Source organism: Vibrio sp. E150_018 (assembly GCF_053544035.1).
In genome coordinates this window covers 74,182-90,798 of record NZ_JBHGNY010000010.1, presented here as the reverse complement: position 1 = coordinate 90,798, position 16,617 = coordinate 74,182, and the positions used below count along the sequence as shown (strand labels likewise).

17 protein-coding genes and 1 other RNA gene are annotated in these 16,617 nt (G+C 40.8%); 10 read left to right on the top strand and 8 right to left on the bottom strand.

Annotated features, from left to right (window positions below; genetic code table 11):
* Nucleotides 1-13 precede the first annotated feature (13 nt).
* Complete coding sequence (locus ACE3G9_RS11175) at nucleotides 14-448, bottom strand: SRPBCC family protein (protein ID WP_417879373.1); 435 nt, start codon at nucleotides 446-448, stop codon at nucleotides 14-16.
* 113 nt (nucleotides 449-561) lie between these two features.
* On the opposite strand from ACE3G9_RS11175, the gene smpB reads away from it, so the two are divergent.
* The 8 genes from smpB (at nucleotide 562) to ACE3G9_RS11135 (ending at nucleotide 5,829) form a co-directional block, all read left to right on the top strand.
* The gene (gene smpB, locus ACE3G9_RS11170; protein WP_027696831.1) at nucleotides 562-1,047 is read left to right on the top strand and encodes an SsrA-binding protein SmpB; all 486 of its coding nucleotides are present in this window, start codon (nucleotides 562-564) and stop codon (nucleotides 1,045-1,047) included.
* A gap of 191 nt (nucleotides 1,048-1,238) precedes the next feature.
* Nucleotides 1,239-1,605: a transfer-messenger RNA gene (gene ssrA / locus ACE3G9_RS11165) on the top strand.
* Nucleotides 1,606-1,689: 84 nt separating this feature from the next.
* Nucleotides 1,690-1,962: a DUF6538 domain-containing protein gene (locus tag ACE3G9_RS11160; RefSeq protein ID WP_449219149.1), complete on the top strand. Its 273-nt coding sequence runs from the start codon at nucleotides 1,690-1,692 to the stop codon at nucleotides 1,960-1,962.
* Between the two features lie 63 nt (nucleotides 1,963-2,025).
* Nucleotides 2,026-2,535 carry a hypothetical protein gene (locus ACE3G9_RS11155; RefSeq protein WP_449219148.1) on the top strand — a complete coding sequence of 170 codons (510 nt, stop codon included), beginning with the start codon at nucleotides 2,026-2,028 and terminating at the stop codon, nucleotides 2,533-2,535.
* A 108-nt stretch (nucleotides 2,536-2,643) separates the two neighbouring features.
* On the top strand, nucleotides 2,644-3,000 hold the full coding sequence (locus tag ACE3G9_RS11150; protein ID WP_449219147.1) for a tyrosine-type recombinase/integrase: 357 nt from the start codon (nucleotides 2,644-2,646) through the stop codon (nucleotides 2,998-3,000).
* A 231-nt stretch (nucleotides 3,001-3,231) separates the two neighbouring features.
* Nucleotides 3,232-3,885 (top strand): hypothetical protein, encoded by a 654-nt coding sequence (locus ACE3G9_RS11145; protein ID WP_449219146.1) that lies wholly within the window; start codon nucleotides 3,232-3,234, stop codon nucleotides 3,883-3,885.
* Nucleotides 3,886-4,000: 115 nt separating this feature from the next.
* Nucleotides 4,001-5,362: a type II toxin-antitoxin system HipA family toxin gene (locus tag ACE3G9_RS11140; RefSeq protein ID WP_449219145.1), complete on the top strand. Its 1,362-nt coding sequence runs from the start codon at nucleotides 4,001-4,003 to the stop codon at nucleotides 5,360-5,362.
* Nucleotides 5,347-5,829 (top strand): helix-turn-helix transcriptional regulator, encoded by a 483-nt coding sequence (locus tag ACE3G9_RS11135; RefSeq protein ID WP_045604471.1) that lies wholly within the window; start codon nucleotides 5,347-5,349, stop codon nucleotides 5,827-5,829. Before ACE3G9_RS11140 ends, ACE3G9_RS11135 begins: the two co-directional genes overlap by 16 nt.
* 329 nt (nucleotides 5,830-6,158) lie before the next feature.
* Here ACE3G9_RS11135 and ACE3G9_RS11130 read toward each other — a convergent pair whose 3' ends face one another.
* Nucleotides 6,159-7,010: a PA4780 family RIO1-like protein kinase gene (locus tag ACE3G9_RS11130; RefSeq protein WP_449219144.1), complete on the bottom strand. Its 852-nt coding sequence runs from the start codon at nucleotides 7,008-7,010 to the stop codon at nucleotides 6,159-6,161.
* Between the two features lie 251 nt (nucleotides 7,011-7,261).
* Here ACE3G9_RS11130 and ahpC point away from each other — a divergent pair, with 251 nt between their 5' ends.
* Both ahpC and ahpF read left to right on the top strand, forming a co-directional pair.
* Complete coding sequence (gene ahpC, locus ACE3G9_RS11125; protein WP_027696829.1) at nucleotides 7,262-7,819, top strand: alkyl hydroperoxide reductase subunit C; 558 nt, start codon at nucleotides 7,262-7,264, stop codon at nucleotides 7,817-7,819.
* A gap of 199 nt (nucleotides 7,820-8,018) precedes the next feature.
* Entirely contained in the window at nucleotides 8,019-9,587 is a 1,569-nt protein-coding gene (gene ahpF, locus ACE3G9_RS11120) for an alkyl hydroperoxide reductase subunit F (RefSeq protein ID WP_449219143.1), read from the top strand.
* A 137-nt stretch (nucleotides 9,588-9,724) separates the two neighbouring features.
* On the opposite strand, the gene ACE3G9_RS11115 is transcribed toward ahpF, so the two are convergent.
* The 6 genes from ACE3G9_RS11115 to cyoB form a co-directional block, all read right to left on the bottom strand.
* Nucleotides 9,725-11,491, bottom strand: coding sequence for a SulP family inorganic anion transporter (locus ACE3G9_RS11115; protein ID WP_449219142.1), 1,767 nt, complete (start codon nucleotides 11,489-11,491; stop codon nucleotides 9,725-9,727).
* Nucleotides 11,492-11,606: 115 nt separating this feature from the next.
* Nucleotides 11,607-12,278 (bottom strand): 2OG-Fe(II) oxygenase, encoded by a 672-nt coding sequence (locus ACE3G9_RS11110; protein ID WP_449219141.1) that lies wholly within the window; start codon nucleotides 12,276-12,278, stop codon nucleotides 11,607-11,609.
* Between the two features lie 469 nt (nucleotides 12,279-12,747).
* Entirely contained in the window at nucleotides 12,748-13,617 is an 870-nt protein-coding gene (gene cyoE, locus ACE3G9_RS11105; protein ID WP_417879502.1) for a heme o synthase, read from the bottom strand.
* A gap of 8 nt (nucleotides 13,618-13,625) precedes the next feature.
* Nucleotides 13,626-13,952: a cytochrome o ubiquinol oxidase subunit IV gene (gene cyoD, locus ACE3G9_RS11100; protein ID WP_417879382.1), complete on the bottom strand. Its 327-nt coding sequence runs from the start codon at nucleotides 13,950-13,952 to the stop codon at nucleotides 13,626-13,628.
* Complete coding sequence (gene cyoC, locus ACE3G9_RS11095; RefSeq protein WP_417879383.1) at nucleotides 13,952-14,563, bottom strand: cytochrome o ubiquinol oxidase subunit III; 612 nt, start codon at nucleotides 14,561-14,563, stop codon at nucleotides 13,952-13,954. Before cyoC ends, cyoD begins: the two co-directional genes overlap by 1 nt.
* A complete protein-coding gene (gene cyoB / locus ACE3G9_RS11090) occupies nucleotides 14,553-16,598 on the bottom strand; it encodes a cytochrome o ubiquinol oxidase subunit I (RefSeq protein ID WP_417879503.1) in 2,046 nt (681 codons plus the stop codon). Before cyoB ends, cyoC begins: the two co-directional genes overlap by 11 nt.
* Nucleotides 16,599-16,617 lie beyond the last annotated feature (19 nt).

Here is a 16,617-nt window from a genome sequence, read left to right as displayed (position 1 = left end):
GGCTACTTGCCAATCAATTGTTGTACATTTGCTTTGCGCGTTGAGTAAAAGAGTTCACCATATTGTTAGTGAGTTCATTGAATACTTTACCAAACGCCATCTCCACGAGCTTATTACTGAACTCAAACTCTAAACAAAGCTCTACTTTACAAGCAAAGTCATCTAATGGAGTAAACATCCAAAATCCAGTTAAGGACTTGAAAGGGCCATCCACTAACTCCAAATTAATCCGACGGCCTGGATCCATTGTATTCGCAGTGGTAAAGGTTTTTTTAATCCCAGCTTTTGAGACATCAACCGAGGCAACCAAAGCGGTATCGGTAGAGTCAATCAGCTTAGAGCCTGAACATCCTGGTAAAAATTCAGGGTACTTTTCAACATCATTGACCAAATCATACATTTGCTGAGCACTAAACGAGACTAATGCTGAACGATTAACCTGAGGCATACTTCTTCCTAATTTGAGCCATGAAGCAAATTCTCGAAAATAAACAAAATATTACCAAGAATTAGAACAAAAGGATTCGCCAAAATAAAAGCAATCCGTATAATGAGGCCATTATGGCAAAGAAAAAATCAAAATCAAAAGCCGGTAGTAATACTATCGCTCTTAACAAGCAAGCTCGACACGAATATTTCGTCGATGATGAAATAGAAGTTGGTCTTGAGCTGCAAGGTTGGGAAGTCAAATCTTTACGTCAAGGTAAAGCCAATATCGCAGAAAGTTATGTCTTTCTTCGCGACGGTGAAGCATTCCTAAGTGGCGCGTCAATCATACCACTTCAACAAGCTTCTACGCACATTGTGGCTAACCCAACTCGTGTTCGTAAGCTATTACTTAACCGTCGTGAACTCGATAACCTATTTGGCCGCGTAAACCGCGAAGGCATGACCTTGATTGCCCTATCACTCTACTGGTCAAAGTCTTGGGTTAAGATGAAAATCGGGGTCGCGAAAGGTAAGAAACTTCACGACAAACGTGATGATAAAAAGAACCAAGATTGGCAGCGTGATAAAGCTCGAATTATGAAGAGCAGCTTACGCTAACATTCCGTTTTTAAGCAACAAATATCAAGTGAGTTAATGTTAACCACTTAAACGCAAGTCACTAGACTCTTAAAGGTTTTATGTTACTATGCGTTTAAAGTATCGTTTATCATAATATTTGGTAAAGATACAAAGCGTGAAAGCGCAGTTTGACATTTTGATGAGTAGTTCAAAATCAATCAAACAACCTTGGGGCTGATTCAGGATTCGACGGGAATTTGTAAGTCTGAGGTGCATGTCGTGGGGCGGTTGGCCACGTAAAAAGCCGCAAAAAAATAGTCGCAAACGACGAAAACTACGCACTAGCAGCTTAATAACCTGCTGAGAGCCTTTCTGCCCTAGCTTCCGTTTGTAAGACGGGGAATAACAGAGAGTCAAACCCAAACAAACTCGTGTGGCGTCTCCCGCCTGAGAGACAAAGCATTAAAATTAATTCAGGATAGTCATCAACTAGCGTGTCGGTTCGCAGGTCGGTGGTGAAATTAAAGATCGACTAAGCATGTAGTACCAATGATGGATGATTTTCGGACGCGGGTTCAAATCCCGCCAGCTCCACCAAACGTTTGGAAAGGGCGACAAGTCATTGATTTGTCGCCCTTTTTGTATCTTTAATACTTGGGTTTAGGCTGTTTGTACTAACGTTTGGTACTAAAACATGCGCTACCTACACATCTCAAAGTCAGGAACTTGGCAATTTCGCTACCAAGTCCCCCTCATCATCGTCACCTATTTGGTGATCGCCGAGAAATAAAACGCTCCCTTAAAACCTCAGATAAAGCCGAAGCAACTGTTATGGCTCTTGAGCTTGAAATTCAGATTCGCAAGACTATCTTGGCAGCAACATCACTTGAGAAACACCCTTCCACCTCTACCATTTCACAAGTAAAGACCCCCTCAACAAAAGAAGCCTCGTGATATGACGCGCTAGAACGCTTTTGTAAGTACAAAGCCGAGCACATCTCATCGAAAGCGGCAGCGATGTTAGAAGCCAAATGTAGGATTGTTCTTGATCTTATTGGCAAGCCTCATTTGAGAGCAATTCGACGTTCTGATGCTGAAGCGGTGTCATCACTCCTACGTAACTACCCAACGAACCTAAAAAAACACAAACAATTTAATGGGCTATCAGGGCATGATGCGATTAAGCGAAACAACGAGTTAGGACTGCCGACTTTAAGCGATGAGTCAGTCAAGGACTACTGCCAGAAAATGTCTGGGTTCTTTAAATGGTGCCAATTAAATGAACTCACAGATATCAATCCATTCAAAGCCATCAGGTTCAAAAAAACTCGTCGAGATAGTGAAGCTAAAAACGCTTACACCCCAATTGAGCTAGAGAAAATTTTTGGTGCTATCGCTAGCACCAAACACCAGCACAGACCCCCTTATTACTTTTGGCTCCCATTGTTGGGATATTTCACTGGGGCAAGACTAAACGAGCTTTGCCAGCTTTATAGAGCCGACATTTGTCAATTTGAGGGCATCTAGGTCATTCAAATCGATGACAGGTTTGAGGGACAGAAACTAAAAAATCAGACCAGCCGCCGCATAGTCCCAATCCACGATCAATTAATTGCTCATGGTTTCATTGAGTTTGTGCAATCAGTGCAGCATGAGCGAGTCTTTCCTGAACTAAAAAAGTCTAGGGATGGGTTTGGCTCCCCTGCATCAAAGTGGTTTGGACGCTTAAAAAGCAAACTAGGGTTTGGTAGAGGGCATGATTTTCACTCATTCAGACATACTGTTGCCACTCAATTCAAGAAGCACCAGATTTCACATATCGTGGCTGGTGAATTACTCGGTCACGCTCAAAACAACATCACTTACGATCGATATGGTAAAGGGCTAGAGACCCATCAACTTAGGGAAGTTATTAACTTAATAGACCCTAACCCCACAAAAAATGCTCACATTATCAGGTCAAGATATTTACTCCACAAGAAAGTGATATAGTTCACAAAAAAACGGGCGTGAATTCACGCCCAGAAAACAAAAATTAATACCTTTAAAAACATATACTTAATATAAAAAACCAATGTTAACAAACAAAGGATATCACCTTGATTTGGATTTTCATAAATAAAAACAATAACTTAAAAACAGAAAGATAATGTTTTACGAACACATACTTTCCTCTTTACATTAATTGAAGGCCACAAAATTAAACAATAAACAGGATTATATATGGCATCTTCAAATGCAACTGCCTGCATTATTACAAATGAAGCAGTTCATCACTATAACAACATGACAGATACAGGCTCTAACCCTCTGCTGCTTGAACGCCCTGTACCCAAAAGTCAAAAAACCGTAGAGCCAAAAACATGCTTTGACATTCTCAATGAATATACTGAATACCGACTAAAGCTCGGAAAATCAAAGAAAAAAAATATTTGTCAGGATCATGACATTATCCGAATGATTCTGAATTTTATGGACTTTTTGGATCTCAACGAACTCGACCGTAGTGGTGCCGAACAAATTGCCAAAGCATACTGTTATAGACCGAAGAATCCACAGAAGTATCCTGAGCTAGAAGGTTTACAAGGTTTTGACTTAATTGCAAAAAATGAATCACTTCCTCAAAAGAAAAAATACATTTCACTAGAAACCGCCAAAGGTCATATCCAAAAAATGTCTACCTTCATGGCTTGGGCTAAATCTCATGGTTATGTATCTGACAATGTTTTTTACAAACTACCTATGAAAAAGTCCACTCAGGTAAAGACGGTGTTTCCTTTTACAGAAGAGCACTTATTCAGTATTTTTTCTATGTCTGACTATGCTAAACATAAATACTTACACCCATTTTATTACTGGATTCCAATCCATGCGTAATCATTTACTCATAAAGAGCCCTGCCACACATTTATGAGTAAAGTTTTACTCATAACTTGAAAAAAAATGACTTTACGAGTAAAATTTTACTCATTGGTAAGTAGAGGTGTTGTCGATGGAAGAACTAACCGTACAAGCTTTTATCAGAGGTGAATGGATAGATATTGGTATCATCTCATTCCCTAAAAGTAACCAACATAATTTCCGAGTGACTGAACTCAACTACCTCAGCGACTATGCGCTAGAACATCACGATAAAGATGACTTTCACGCTGTTTCACTAAACCACCCTGTCTCATTCTTTTTTGATGACATGGGTAAACCTGGATGGTTAAAGTTTCTAGACGATATTATGCCTAGTGGCGCGAGTAGACGATACTGGGTCAAACACCTAGATATTGAAGACCTTAGTTCTGATGAACAAGACTATGTTTTGCTCAAGTTTGGCACAATGTCGCCTATTGGTAACTTAAGAATAAAAGACTCTCTTCCTGAGCGCTACGAAGTAGCAGACAACCTCTACTTCTCTGTTGATGATGTTAAAAATCGAGCAGGTGATTTCCTCGACTATGCACAGCAAAGAGGGGCAGCCGCAGGTGGTGCAACAGGGGCTGGAGGTGAAGCGCCAAAACTGATCCTCCGATGTGGTTTCGATCATGGATCTGGCAGCGAAAAAATATGGATTGACCCATACCAAGATGACAATAGCAACCACGACTTACATTACTTAGTAAAGTACCCTAGAGGCTCAAGAAGCACCATCGACTGTAATATTCTAAGAGCTGAGTTCTACTTCTACCACGAGCTAACTGAAATGGGAGTTGAAACGATCTCCACCGACGGTATGCGCTTGGAGGAAGGATTAAACTCCCCTTCCTTGTGGCTTCCTCGATTTGATGTTCAAATTATTGAGCAACAAATAGAGAGATTTGGCATGGAATCTGTGTATTCCATTTTGAACAAAGGCGCTGGGGTCACTCTTGATCACGAAACAACAATCCGAACTCTCATAGAAAAAATTACTGAAAGCAATATGGTTAAACACCAAGGGTATAGGTTTGATACCCAAGCTTTCGTCATTGAATGGGTGAAGAGAGATCTACTCAACATCTTGTTTGGTAATAGTGATAACCATGGCAGAAACACTTCATTCTTAAAAGGTGATGGAGTCATAAAGCTTGCTCCCGTTTACGACTTCGCACCAATGAAAGCTGATCCTGAAGGCATTCCAAGAACAACAAAATGGAAAGCCCCACTAGAGGTTGGCGGAACTTACGACTTCGTAGGAATAGCGGACACCTTATCTGATCTCGTGCCAAAAGAAGTGTTATTACAAGAGCTAAAGGTTACTGCAAGTAAATGCATTGATTTAAAGCAGAGACTAGCATTACGAGGAGTACCAGAACAAATCTTAGAGATGCCAGCCGTTGGACTTAATCATATATCAGAAAAGCTCACTAAATGGGGGCTACTATGAATAAGCCAAGCAATAAAGAGTCCGTACAAGATACCGTTGCTCGTCTAAGAGCAAACCGAAATCAACATCAGCCCAAGACTGGGACGAACACAACTCATTCAACCAAAGAACGATCGCAACTTAATACTCCGACTAGATCGAAAACCTCAAAAAACGCCAAAGCAGTAAGTGCAGCAGAACGCAAAACCGAGGCAAACAAAATCATCAAACACTTATTGCTTGGAGAGCTAACACAAGGCCAAGCGTTGAAAAGTTTACGCATTAATATACTGGGACTCAAACAGGATGTGTTCGCAAGACTTGTCGATGTCTCAAGAAAAACACTCTCAGATATAGAGAATGATCGGGGCAGCTACAATACAGAGATTCTCAACAAGGTATTCAAACCATTTGGCTTAAAAGTCGGAATGCTACCGTCTTCTCCCGATGTGTTAAAATCGCTACTAATAGATGGTGAGGCTGGGTAAAATACTCAATATCAGCGCTATTGCTTTAGATTAAATTGCTATAAAAAGTTAGCATTTTTAAATGATTTAGTAATACATGGACGCGGGTTCAGTTCCTTTTGAAGCAGGAAATTGATGTAACATCCAATGCAACACCAAATTGGCAACATCGATATAAGTTACTGAATTCATGAGAAGTGAGAAACCATTTCAACTCCCGCCAGCTCCACCAATCGATTGGAAAGGCCGCTAAGTTTAAAGCTTAGCGGCCTTTTTGATTTTTGGAATTTAGAAAATAGAATCAAGTTCAGATGCTGGCGGGATTTGAACCACCGCCCGCTTTTCTTTTATTATTGCTCTGATTCACTCTTTCTTAATTCTCGAGTTTCTGCTTCCAACCTTGCAGCATCTATTTCATCTAAGATGGATTCTACATCAGCTAATTTGTCGGATTCGACAAACATCCCTGTCAATTTAGTCTCGGGAAATAACTCGCCAGCTTGATATAACTGCCACATTTCTTTGGCGTATTCGGTCTGCTCTAACTCTGGTACATATTGGCTGTAGTAGCTGCGCATGTTGTTTACATCACGGGCAAACATCCATTCCGCGTTATTATTGGCGGAGGCATTGACAGCCTGGGGTAAATCGATGATCACTGGCCCATATTCATCCACCAGCACATTAAATTCTGATAAATCTCCATGAATAATCCCTGCGCATAACATACGTTTGATGTACTCGATCATTTCATCATGATCTTCTAACGCTTGTTCAGCGGACATAGAAACATCATTCAAACGCGGCGCAACAAAGCCTTCTTCGTCGGTAATGAGCTCCATTAATAATACGCCATCCACTACCCCGTAAGGTTCTGGCACTCGCACTCCGGCGGATTTCAAGGCATAGAGCGCATCGACTTCGGCACTTTGCCAAACCGCTTCTTGTTCACCACGGCCAAATTTTGAGCCTTTTTCCATGGCGCGAGCACGGCGGCTGTTTTTTACTTTACGCCCTTCTCGATATTGTACCGCTTGCTTAAAGCTACGTTGATTGACTTCTTTATACACTTTAGCGCAACGAATTTCGTCACCACAACGGACGATATAGACTGACGCTTCTTTGCCACTCATAAGTTGGCTCACTACGTCATCAACGACGCCATCTTCAACCAAAGATTGCATTTGTTTAGGTATTTTCATTACTGAGGTGGGACTACTTATAGAAAAGGAAAGTATACGTCTAGCTTATCTCATTTATCGTTAATTAGATATTGTTGCTGTTATTAAACAATCTTCGTTTTTTTTAAAAACTCAATAGGATTAACCTATCAATACAATAAGAACAATCTATTTTTCAAAGCAATCAAACAATGTGAATATACTAACCGAAAGCAACACACTGATTAATTAAATTTAAATAATTATTAGATTGTACATAAAGGAAAGAAATTATGATCAATACACAAATCAAACCATTCAACGCAACAGCATTCAAAAACGGTGAATTTGTTGAGGTTTCAGAAAAAGACGTACTAGGTAAGTGGGCAGTATTTTTCTTCTACCCAGCAGACTTCACGTTTGTATGTCCAACAGAATTAGGCGACCTTGCTGATCATTACGAAGAGCTACAAAAACGTGGTGTAGAAGTTTACTCAGTATCAACTGACACTCATTTCACTCACAAAGCGTGGCACGATAGCTCTGACACTATCGGTAAAATTCAGTACTACATGCTAGGTGACCAAACAGGCAACATCACTAACAACTTCGGTGTTATGCGTGAAGGTCAAGGTCTTGCAGACCGTGCAACATTCTTAATCGACCCAGAAGGTACGATCCAAGCAATGGAAATCACAGCTGAAGGTATTGGTCGTGATGCAGAAGACCTACTTCGTAAAGTGAAAGCAGCACAATACGTTGCAGCGCACCCAGGTGAAGTATGCCCTGCAAAATGGAAAGAAGGCGAAGAAACACTAGCACCTTCACTTGACCTAGTAGGCAAAATTTAATTAGCCACTAGTCCTAATAAGCCGTTAATAACTCCCCATTATTGACGGCTAATTTGAGAGCTAGTTGATGGTATTACTTCTGACGACCTATACCGTTGGCTAGCTCTCACCCCTGTTTTTATTTTCGAAATTTAATTTATCCAGGGTAACCACTCTCATTTTAAAAGAACTCTCATTTTTAAAAGTAAGGTGTCATAACATGCTTGAACAAGCGATTAAACAACAATTAGAACAATATTTAGCCAATGTAAAACATGATATCCAATTAGTGGTTAGCCTAGATGAAAGCAAAGCCGCGCAGGATATTCTTGCCCTTGCCAATGAAATAGCTGAATTAAGCTCATTCATTACCGTGGTACGCGATGACGCAGCTAGCGACCGTAAGCCTGTCATGTCTGTGGTTAACCCAGAAAAAGGTACACAGTTACGTTTTGCTGGTCTACCAATGGGCCATGAGTTTACGTCATTAGTATTAGCTCTATTGCACTCTGGCGGCCACCCAATCAAGTTAGAAAGCGAAACGATAGAGCAAATTGGTCAACTAGGTAAAAAGCTTGATGTAGAAATATTTATTTCTCTGTCATGTCAAAACTGCCCAGATGTCGTACAAGCGTTCAATATGATGTCAGCCATCAACCCTGATATCCGTACTACCATGATTGATGGCGCGCTCTTCCAAGATGAAGTGAAGAATCGAGATATCATGGCGGTACCAAGTGTATTTGTGAATGGTGAATTATTTGGCCAAGGCCGTATGACGCTAAATGAAATCCTTGGCAAACTTGACGATGGAGCAGCAGAAAAAGCCGCTGCAAGCTTAAACGAAAAATCTCCATACGATGTATTGGTAGTTGGTGGTGGCCCTGGTGGTAGTGCCGCTGCTCTATACGCCGCACGTAAAGGTATTCGCACTGGTGTTGTGGCTAAACGTTTTGGTGGACAAGTTATGGATACCATGGCGATTGAAAACTTCATCTCGGTAAAACGTACTGAAGGGCCGAAATTAGCGACTGATCTGGCTGAGCATCTAAAAGAATACGATGTTGATGTCGTAACCGAACAACAAGCCGATAAAATCATGGGCGCGTCACATAATGAAGATGGCCTGATTCATGTTGCTCTTGAAAGCGGTGCGACATTAAAGAGTAAAAGTATCATCCTTAGCCCTGGGGCTCGCTGGCGTGAAATGAATGTTCCGGGTGAGCAGGAATACCGTAACAAAGGTGTCGCTTACTGCCCACACTGTGATGGCCCATTGTTTAAAGGCAAGAGAACTGCGGTTATCGGTGGCGGAAACTCAGGTATTGAAGCCGCGATTGATCTGGCAGGTATTGTTGAGCATGTAACTGTACTGGAGTTTGCTGATGGTCTACGCGCAGACCAAGTACTCATTAACAAAGCGAACTCACTGCCTAACATCGACATTATTACCATGGCGGAAACCACAGAAGTCATTGGTGATGGTAAACGTGTTACAAGTCTAAAATACAAAGACCGCAACACCGATGAAATTAAAGAAATCGAACTAGCGGGTATTTTTGTTCAAATTGGCCTAGTACCGAATACTGAATGGTTAAAAGACAGCGAAGTGAAACTATCAGAGCGTGGTGAGATCATGGTAAATGATCGCGGTGAGACTAGCATGCCGGGTGTGTTTGCAGCAGGTGACGCAACAACCGTACCTTATAAGCAAATCATTATTGCAATGGGTGACGGCGCAAAAGCGAGCTTAAGCGCATTTGATTACCTGATTCGCCAAGATGGTTAATCTCGAATAACCCTAATCTTTAAGAGTCATAGTCTTTAAGAAATCATAGCCTCAAACAACCATAGTTTGATACCAAAACGAGCTCATCATGAGCTCGTTTTTTATTGAATATATATCTAGATAACTTAAGCACAAAACTACACTTCAGGTTGAAGTTTTTCTCGCTCTTCAGATAGTTTCTCCTTCTTCACTTCAGGAACCTGCCCTTCATTCACTGCTTCTTGATAACAACCGCTCATCTTAATAGCTAGGTACATATCGGCGCGGATCCGAATACCATCTTCACCGACTTTAACTCCGGCTAAATCACACCATCGCTTTAAGCGTCTCTTATGACCAGCCAGTACCAATCGAATACCACGCTTTTTTAAGATCGCTTGAATATCATTAATCACCGACATAACAGTAAGATCCAAATGCGTGAAACTGGCCACCGCATCAATAATCACGTATTTGACATCATTCGATCCAGCCTCCGCCACCTTATGTAATAAACGACGCTTAAAGTGTGCGGCATTAAAGTAGGTAAGAGGTGAATTAAAACGATAAATCACTAAGCCAGGAATTGCTTTAGCTTTACCTGATTTACCTAAACTTCTTACTGTGCCTTTGGTATCGATACCCAGCACTTGATCAGTTGGGCGCATCACAATACGCAAGAACTGGAACAAACCGAGCAATACTGCCAAGGTGATGCCAGGAATAACACCAACCACCAACACAGCAATAAAAGTAATACAGGATAGATAAAAGGCGTCTTTATCACGTTTGCGCAACCCCCAAATCCCTTTTAAATCAATCAAAGAAATAGAAGCGACAATCAAAATGACACCAAGTGCTGCCACTGGAATAAATTGCAACGGCTGATAAGCCACTACCGCCACAATGGCAATAATAATCGCAGAAATTATCGAGACCAACTGAGTTTTACCGCCATTAGCATCATTGACGGCAGTCCTTGAACTAGTGCCACTCACCACAAAACCTTGAGAAAATGCTGAGGCAATATTAATCATACCAAGTGCGCGAAACTCTTTATCAGCATCAATATCATAACCATTCTTGGCGGCAAAACTGCGCGCAGTAATCATCATACTGACAAAACTCACCATAGCTAAATTGAGCGCTGGCATCACAAGTTCACGACTTAAACCAATATCAAACTCTGGTGCTTGAAAAACAGGTAGACCACCCTCGACTATCCCAACGATACTCACCCCAACCGATTGAAGATCACCTATCCAAACAAAAAGACTCGCGATAATAATAGCAAGCATTGCCGCAGGCCAAGCCGGGCGTAACTTCTTACAACAAATATAGACCCCAACCGTCACAGCACTGACCAACAGTGTTTGCCAATGGATATTCACTAATTGCGAAGGAGCCTCCCATATCTGCTCAATGAGGTATGGTTGGTTATAAGTAATACCAAAAACTTTAAAAAATTGACCAACTATAATAGTAATTGAGACACCATTTAATAAGCCTAATAAAATTGGGCCAGAGAGAAAATCAGCAAACACACCCAACTTAAACTTACTGGCAATTAAACACCACACGCCAGTCATGGCAGTCATGGTAATAACGAGTTGCCAATGTCTTACCGCATCGCCAGCAGCAAGTGGTGTTACAACCGCCGCAATTACCGCACAAGTTGCCGTATCTGGACCAACAATGAGTTGGCGTGAAGTCCCCATAAAAGCATATGCCAACATAGGCAACACACAAGAGTACAACCCGACAATCGCACTGACTCCAGTTAATTCGGCATAAGCAATAGCAACAGGTAAGGCAACTGCCACCACAGAAAGCGCAGCTCGAAGATCATCACCAAGCCAAGCTTTGTCATAGTTTTTTAATTGAGATAAGCCAGGAAGCCACTCTTCAATCCATGTAATTTTCAACTCTAGCCCCCCTTCTATAATTCATCTTCTAATCATATTAGAAAATAATGGTGTCATGGGAATATTTCTTTATAAAAATAAATCACTTAAGATTTAAAAAACCAACAGCTTTGAATTAACGAGGAGGATCGACCTTATTAACGCCAGAACCATTCACTCGAAACCAACCGGCGATTGAATATCGATCACGAGTTGCAGGTAAGACTTCATGAGGGAAATCTTCACTAAGAAAAAGAACAATCGTACCAAAGTTCGGCGTCACTCTAACCAACTCCTCTCGTGTATCATCTTGATAGATAACCAACTCACCTTGATCTTCTTTGGTCCAACTCTGATTTAAGTACACTACGAGACTGAGGATACGATTAGATTCACCTTTAAAGGCATCTTTATGAGTTTTATAAAAATCGCCAGGTGAGTAATGTGCAAAATGGCTTTCAAATGAAAATAAGCCTAAAAATAGATGTCGATTTAAATAGCGTTGTAACTCATCAGCCCAAGCAAGCCATGCCTTTCCAGCTAAACTTTCACCATTAATCCAACACACTTCATCTTTGCGTATAAATTGGTTGAGCATCATATTATCTTCACGTCCAATCCCTGCCCGCTTAAAGTTATCATCTGGCATGCTATGTACATGTTGATGCAGTTGATTTACTAAATCAGCAGGAAGTGCATTAGAGTGAATACTGTAACCTTGGTGAGCAATATTTTTGGCAATCGCATCAAATAGTGACTCATTAACTTGAGATATATGAATCACATCTTCAGTCAAAACAACGTTCATTTTTATCCTTAAAAAAACACACGCTGCCTCTCTTCTCTAAAAGAGGAATCTAGAGAAAACTAAAGAGGTCAGAACGGCCGCTGAGTGTAATGCGTGTTTGATTTTTAGGCGAGTGTTATTTGTGCATTTAAAGGAGAAATCATACATAAAAAAACACCAAGCAGGGGAGGCTTGGTGTTTTTCATTTTTACTAGCTAACTTGGAGTTTAACTAGGTTTACACGGGAGATACATCGCTATTCCAATTGAAACATTCTAAAGCCTAATGCCTCAGTTCATTTCAGCGACGCTACATGCAGTGCAAACATTTATCGTGAGGTAGATGTAAGGCAACAAAGAAACAGAACATCTACAACACAACATCTTTTGTTACATTATGTATACATTAATGAAAAATAAAACCATCATTTTTGAAATATAAATTTACTAGAAACATCACTTTAAAAAATTGGCATTTTTAGAAAAATAAACTACAAAACTGAAATTGGGATTAACTCCAAACCTAATACAGTACTAAATGCCATCACAACTAATAACGAGGTTTTGAATACTGATTTAGACCATTGAATGTAATTCGATTGATCCATGCTTCTAAAGGTGACTTTTGACCACACGAAGCAAGCTAATGCCGCCACCGCTAAATATTCATAACCTGTGTGTCCAAAAACATACAAACCAAGTGCAACCAACGAAAATGCGACCACATATGCCATCATATGTTGACGAGCACGCTGAATTCCTTTTACCACAGGCAATACAGGAATACCTGCTTCTTGGTAGTCTTGCATTCTGAACATCGCAATTGCATACGAATGCGGCATTTGCCATAAACAGAACAAACTAAATAACAATACTGCTTCAAAGCTAATGTAATTGGTCACCGCAAGGTAACCGACCAGTGGTGGAATCGCCCCCGATACACTGCCCACTAAAGTGCCGTATACCGAGGTGCGTTTGTACCACATGGTGTAAAAGAACACATAAAACACATAACCTAATAACACCATCACTGCCGACAATGGATTAGCCATTTTATAAAGTAATCCAGTGCCAGCCAGTAACATCACCAAAGCATAAAGAAAGGCATGATCAACCTTAATTTCACCTTTGACCATGGTGCGATTTTGAGTTCGTGACATTTTAAAATCGATATCGCGATCAAAAATGTTATTAATCACGCAGCCAGAGGCAATGACTAAAGCTACGCCTAGCATAGTGAATAACAATAAACTCAATGTGGCTGGCTCTGATTTAGCCGCTAGAAAGTAACCAGCTAAAACAGAAATTAAATTACCAACAATAATGCCTGGTTTGGTTATTGATAAGTATTCTTTCAGCATCCGCAGACCTACATCATCATATTGTTGTTCAAGTTCCACATAATCCAAATCGAACCAGCAATGACGATGAAAACAATCACGGCAGTAAACGCAAAAGAAAGCGCATTAAATCGACCTTTCTCTGAACTATCCATATGTAAGAAGTACACTAAATGAACCAGTAATTGTAACACTGCGGTAATGATCAAAATCTCAATGGTTACTTCTCGAGACAGTACTCCAGTGTAGGCAAAGTAAAATGGAATAATAGTCAAGATAAGCGAAGCAATAAAGCCAATGATGTAACCTTTAGCACCTGAATTTGGCTGCTCTTTTGATACAGCTGAATGAGACATTAGATCACCCCCAATAAGTACACGATAGTGAATACACAAATCCAAACGATATCTAAGAAGTGCCAGAATAAACTTAAGCAGTAAAAACGGCCTTTCATTAAATCATTCAAACCTTTAGTGCTTAATTGGAAGTAACAAGTCACTAACCAAATTAAGCCAAAAGTCACGTGCAATCCATGCGTCCCTACTAAAGTAAAAAATGCTGATAAAAACGCACTACGTTGTGGTCCAAAATCTTCTGCAATCAAATGATGGAACTCATATACTTCCATCGCGATAAAACCAAGTCCAAGTAAAGCGGTAATGAATAACCAACGCTTTAAACCAGCTACATCTTCACGCTTCATTGCAATAATGCCAAAACCAAAAGTGATACTACTTAAAAGCAGTAACATGGTTTCAACAAATACAAATGGCAGTTCAAAAATATCTTTACCTGTTGGACCACCCGCAGTGGCATTGACCAATACCGCATAAGTGGCAAATAACGAGCCAAATAAAATACAGTCACTCATCAGGTAAATCCAAAAGCCATATTGCTTCATTTCATTTGCATCATGATGATCGTGATCATCATGATGACCATGCTCAACCGCAGTATTAGCGTGCATAATCAACCCCCATATCTTCATCATCCGCTGATGTACTTTGCTGAGCTTTTGCTTTGCGAAGCTGCTCTTTATTAGCTTGCTCAATTGCTTTAATTTCTTCAACCGATACGTAGTAATCACGATCTTCGTTAAAGCTATGAACAATCGACGTCACGATAATGCCAACGAAACCAACCGCAGCTAACCACCACATGTACCAGATCATGGCGAAACCAAAGATCAAAGCAAAACCAGAGATAACCATACCCGTTGCGGTATTTTTCGGCATATGAATTGGAGAGTACTCTTCCTTCTCTGACAATGTCGCTTCTACGCCAGCTTCACCGCGTTGTTTTTGATACCAGAAGGCATCAATTTCATCGCCTTTCGGGATTTTTGCAAAATTATAAAATGGCGGTGGTGATGATGTTGACCACTCAAGAGTACGAGCATTCCACGGGTCACCCGTTAGATCGCGGTTTTGTTCACGATCGCGTACACTGACAATAAATTGAATAGCTTGACATAAAACACCACAGAAAATAATGAAAGTACCGAATGCTGCGGTTGCTAATAGTGGGAAGTATTCAGGATCAATATGTTGGCTCAAACGACGAGTCATGCCCATAAAACCAAGTGCATACAGCGGAATAAAGGCAAATAAGAAGCCAATAATCCAACACCAAAATGCTCGCTTGCCCCAAGCTTCATTCAAGGTAAAACCTGTCGCTTTCGGGAACCAATAGGTTACACCAGCAAAACAACCAAATACCACACCACCGATAATCACATTATGGAAGTGAGCAATCAGGAATAAACTATTGTGCAATACAAAGTCTGCACCCGGAACGGCCATCAATACCCCTGTCATACCACCAACGGTAAAGGTTATTAGGAAGCCAATGGTCCAAAGCATTGGAGAAGTAAACTCAACACGGCCACGATACATAGTAAATAGCCAGTTGAAGATCTTAACCCCGGTTGGAATGGAGATAATCATGGTAGCAATACCAAAGAAGGCATTTACATTGGCACCCGATCCCATAGTAAAGAAGTGATGCAACCAAACCACAAAGGCTAAGATAGTGATCACAACTGTTGCCCAAACTAATGAAGTATAGCCAAACAATTTCTTGCGAGAGAAGGTCGCTACTACCTCTGAATACACACCGAATATCGGCAGTACTAAGATATAAACTTCCGGATGTCCCCATGCCCAGATAAGGTTGACGTACATCATCATGTTGCCGCCCATATCATTAGTAAAGAAATGGGTACCGATGTAACGATCAAGTGTCAATAACGCAATGGTTACTGTCAAAATTGGGAACGAGATAATAATTAAGATATTGGCGCACAATGAAGCCCAAGTGAACACCGGCATCTTCATCATTGGCATCGATGGCGTACGCATACGCATAATGGTAGTGAAGAAGTTCACCCCAGATAACGTGGTACCGACACCGGATATTTGCAACGCCCAAATCCAGTAATCAACCCCGGTTCCAGGGCTCGCTTTAATGCCAGATAAAGGTGGATATGCTAACCAACCCGTACGAGCAAACTCACCTACCCCTAAAGAAACGTTAGTTAAGATCACCCCTACAACGAACAACCAGAAACTCAAGTTATTCAAATACGGGAATGCTACATCACGCGCACCAATTTGCAGTGGTACTACGATGTTCATTAAACCAATGATCATCGGCATCGCCACGAAGAAAATCATGATTACGCCATGAGCACTAAAAATTTGGTCATAATGTTCTGGTGGTAAGTAGCCAGCATCTCCTGCTGAAGAAAGTAACTGCTGACTACGCATCATTACTGCATCCGAGAAACCTCGAATCAACATAATTAATGCCACCGCGATATACATAAAACCAATTTTCTTATGGTCAATAGAAGTGAACCATTCTGACCATAAATACTGCCATTTACCGTAATAAGTAATGGCTGAAACTAACGCAAGCCCGACCAACGCGATAACGGCCAATGTCACCACAATAATAGGTTCATGGTATGGCACGCTGTCGAGGGAAAGTCTTCCAAATATACTTCCAAACATAGTATTT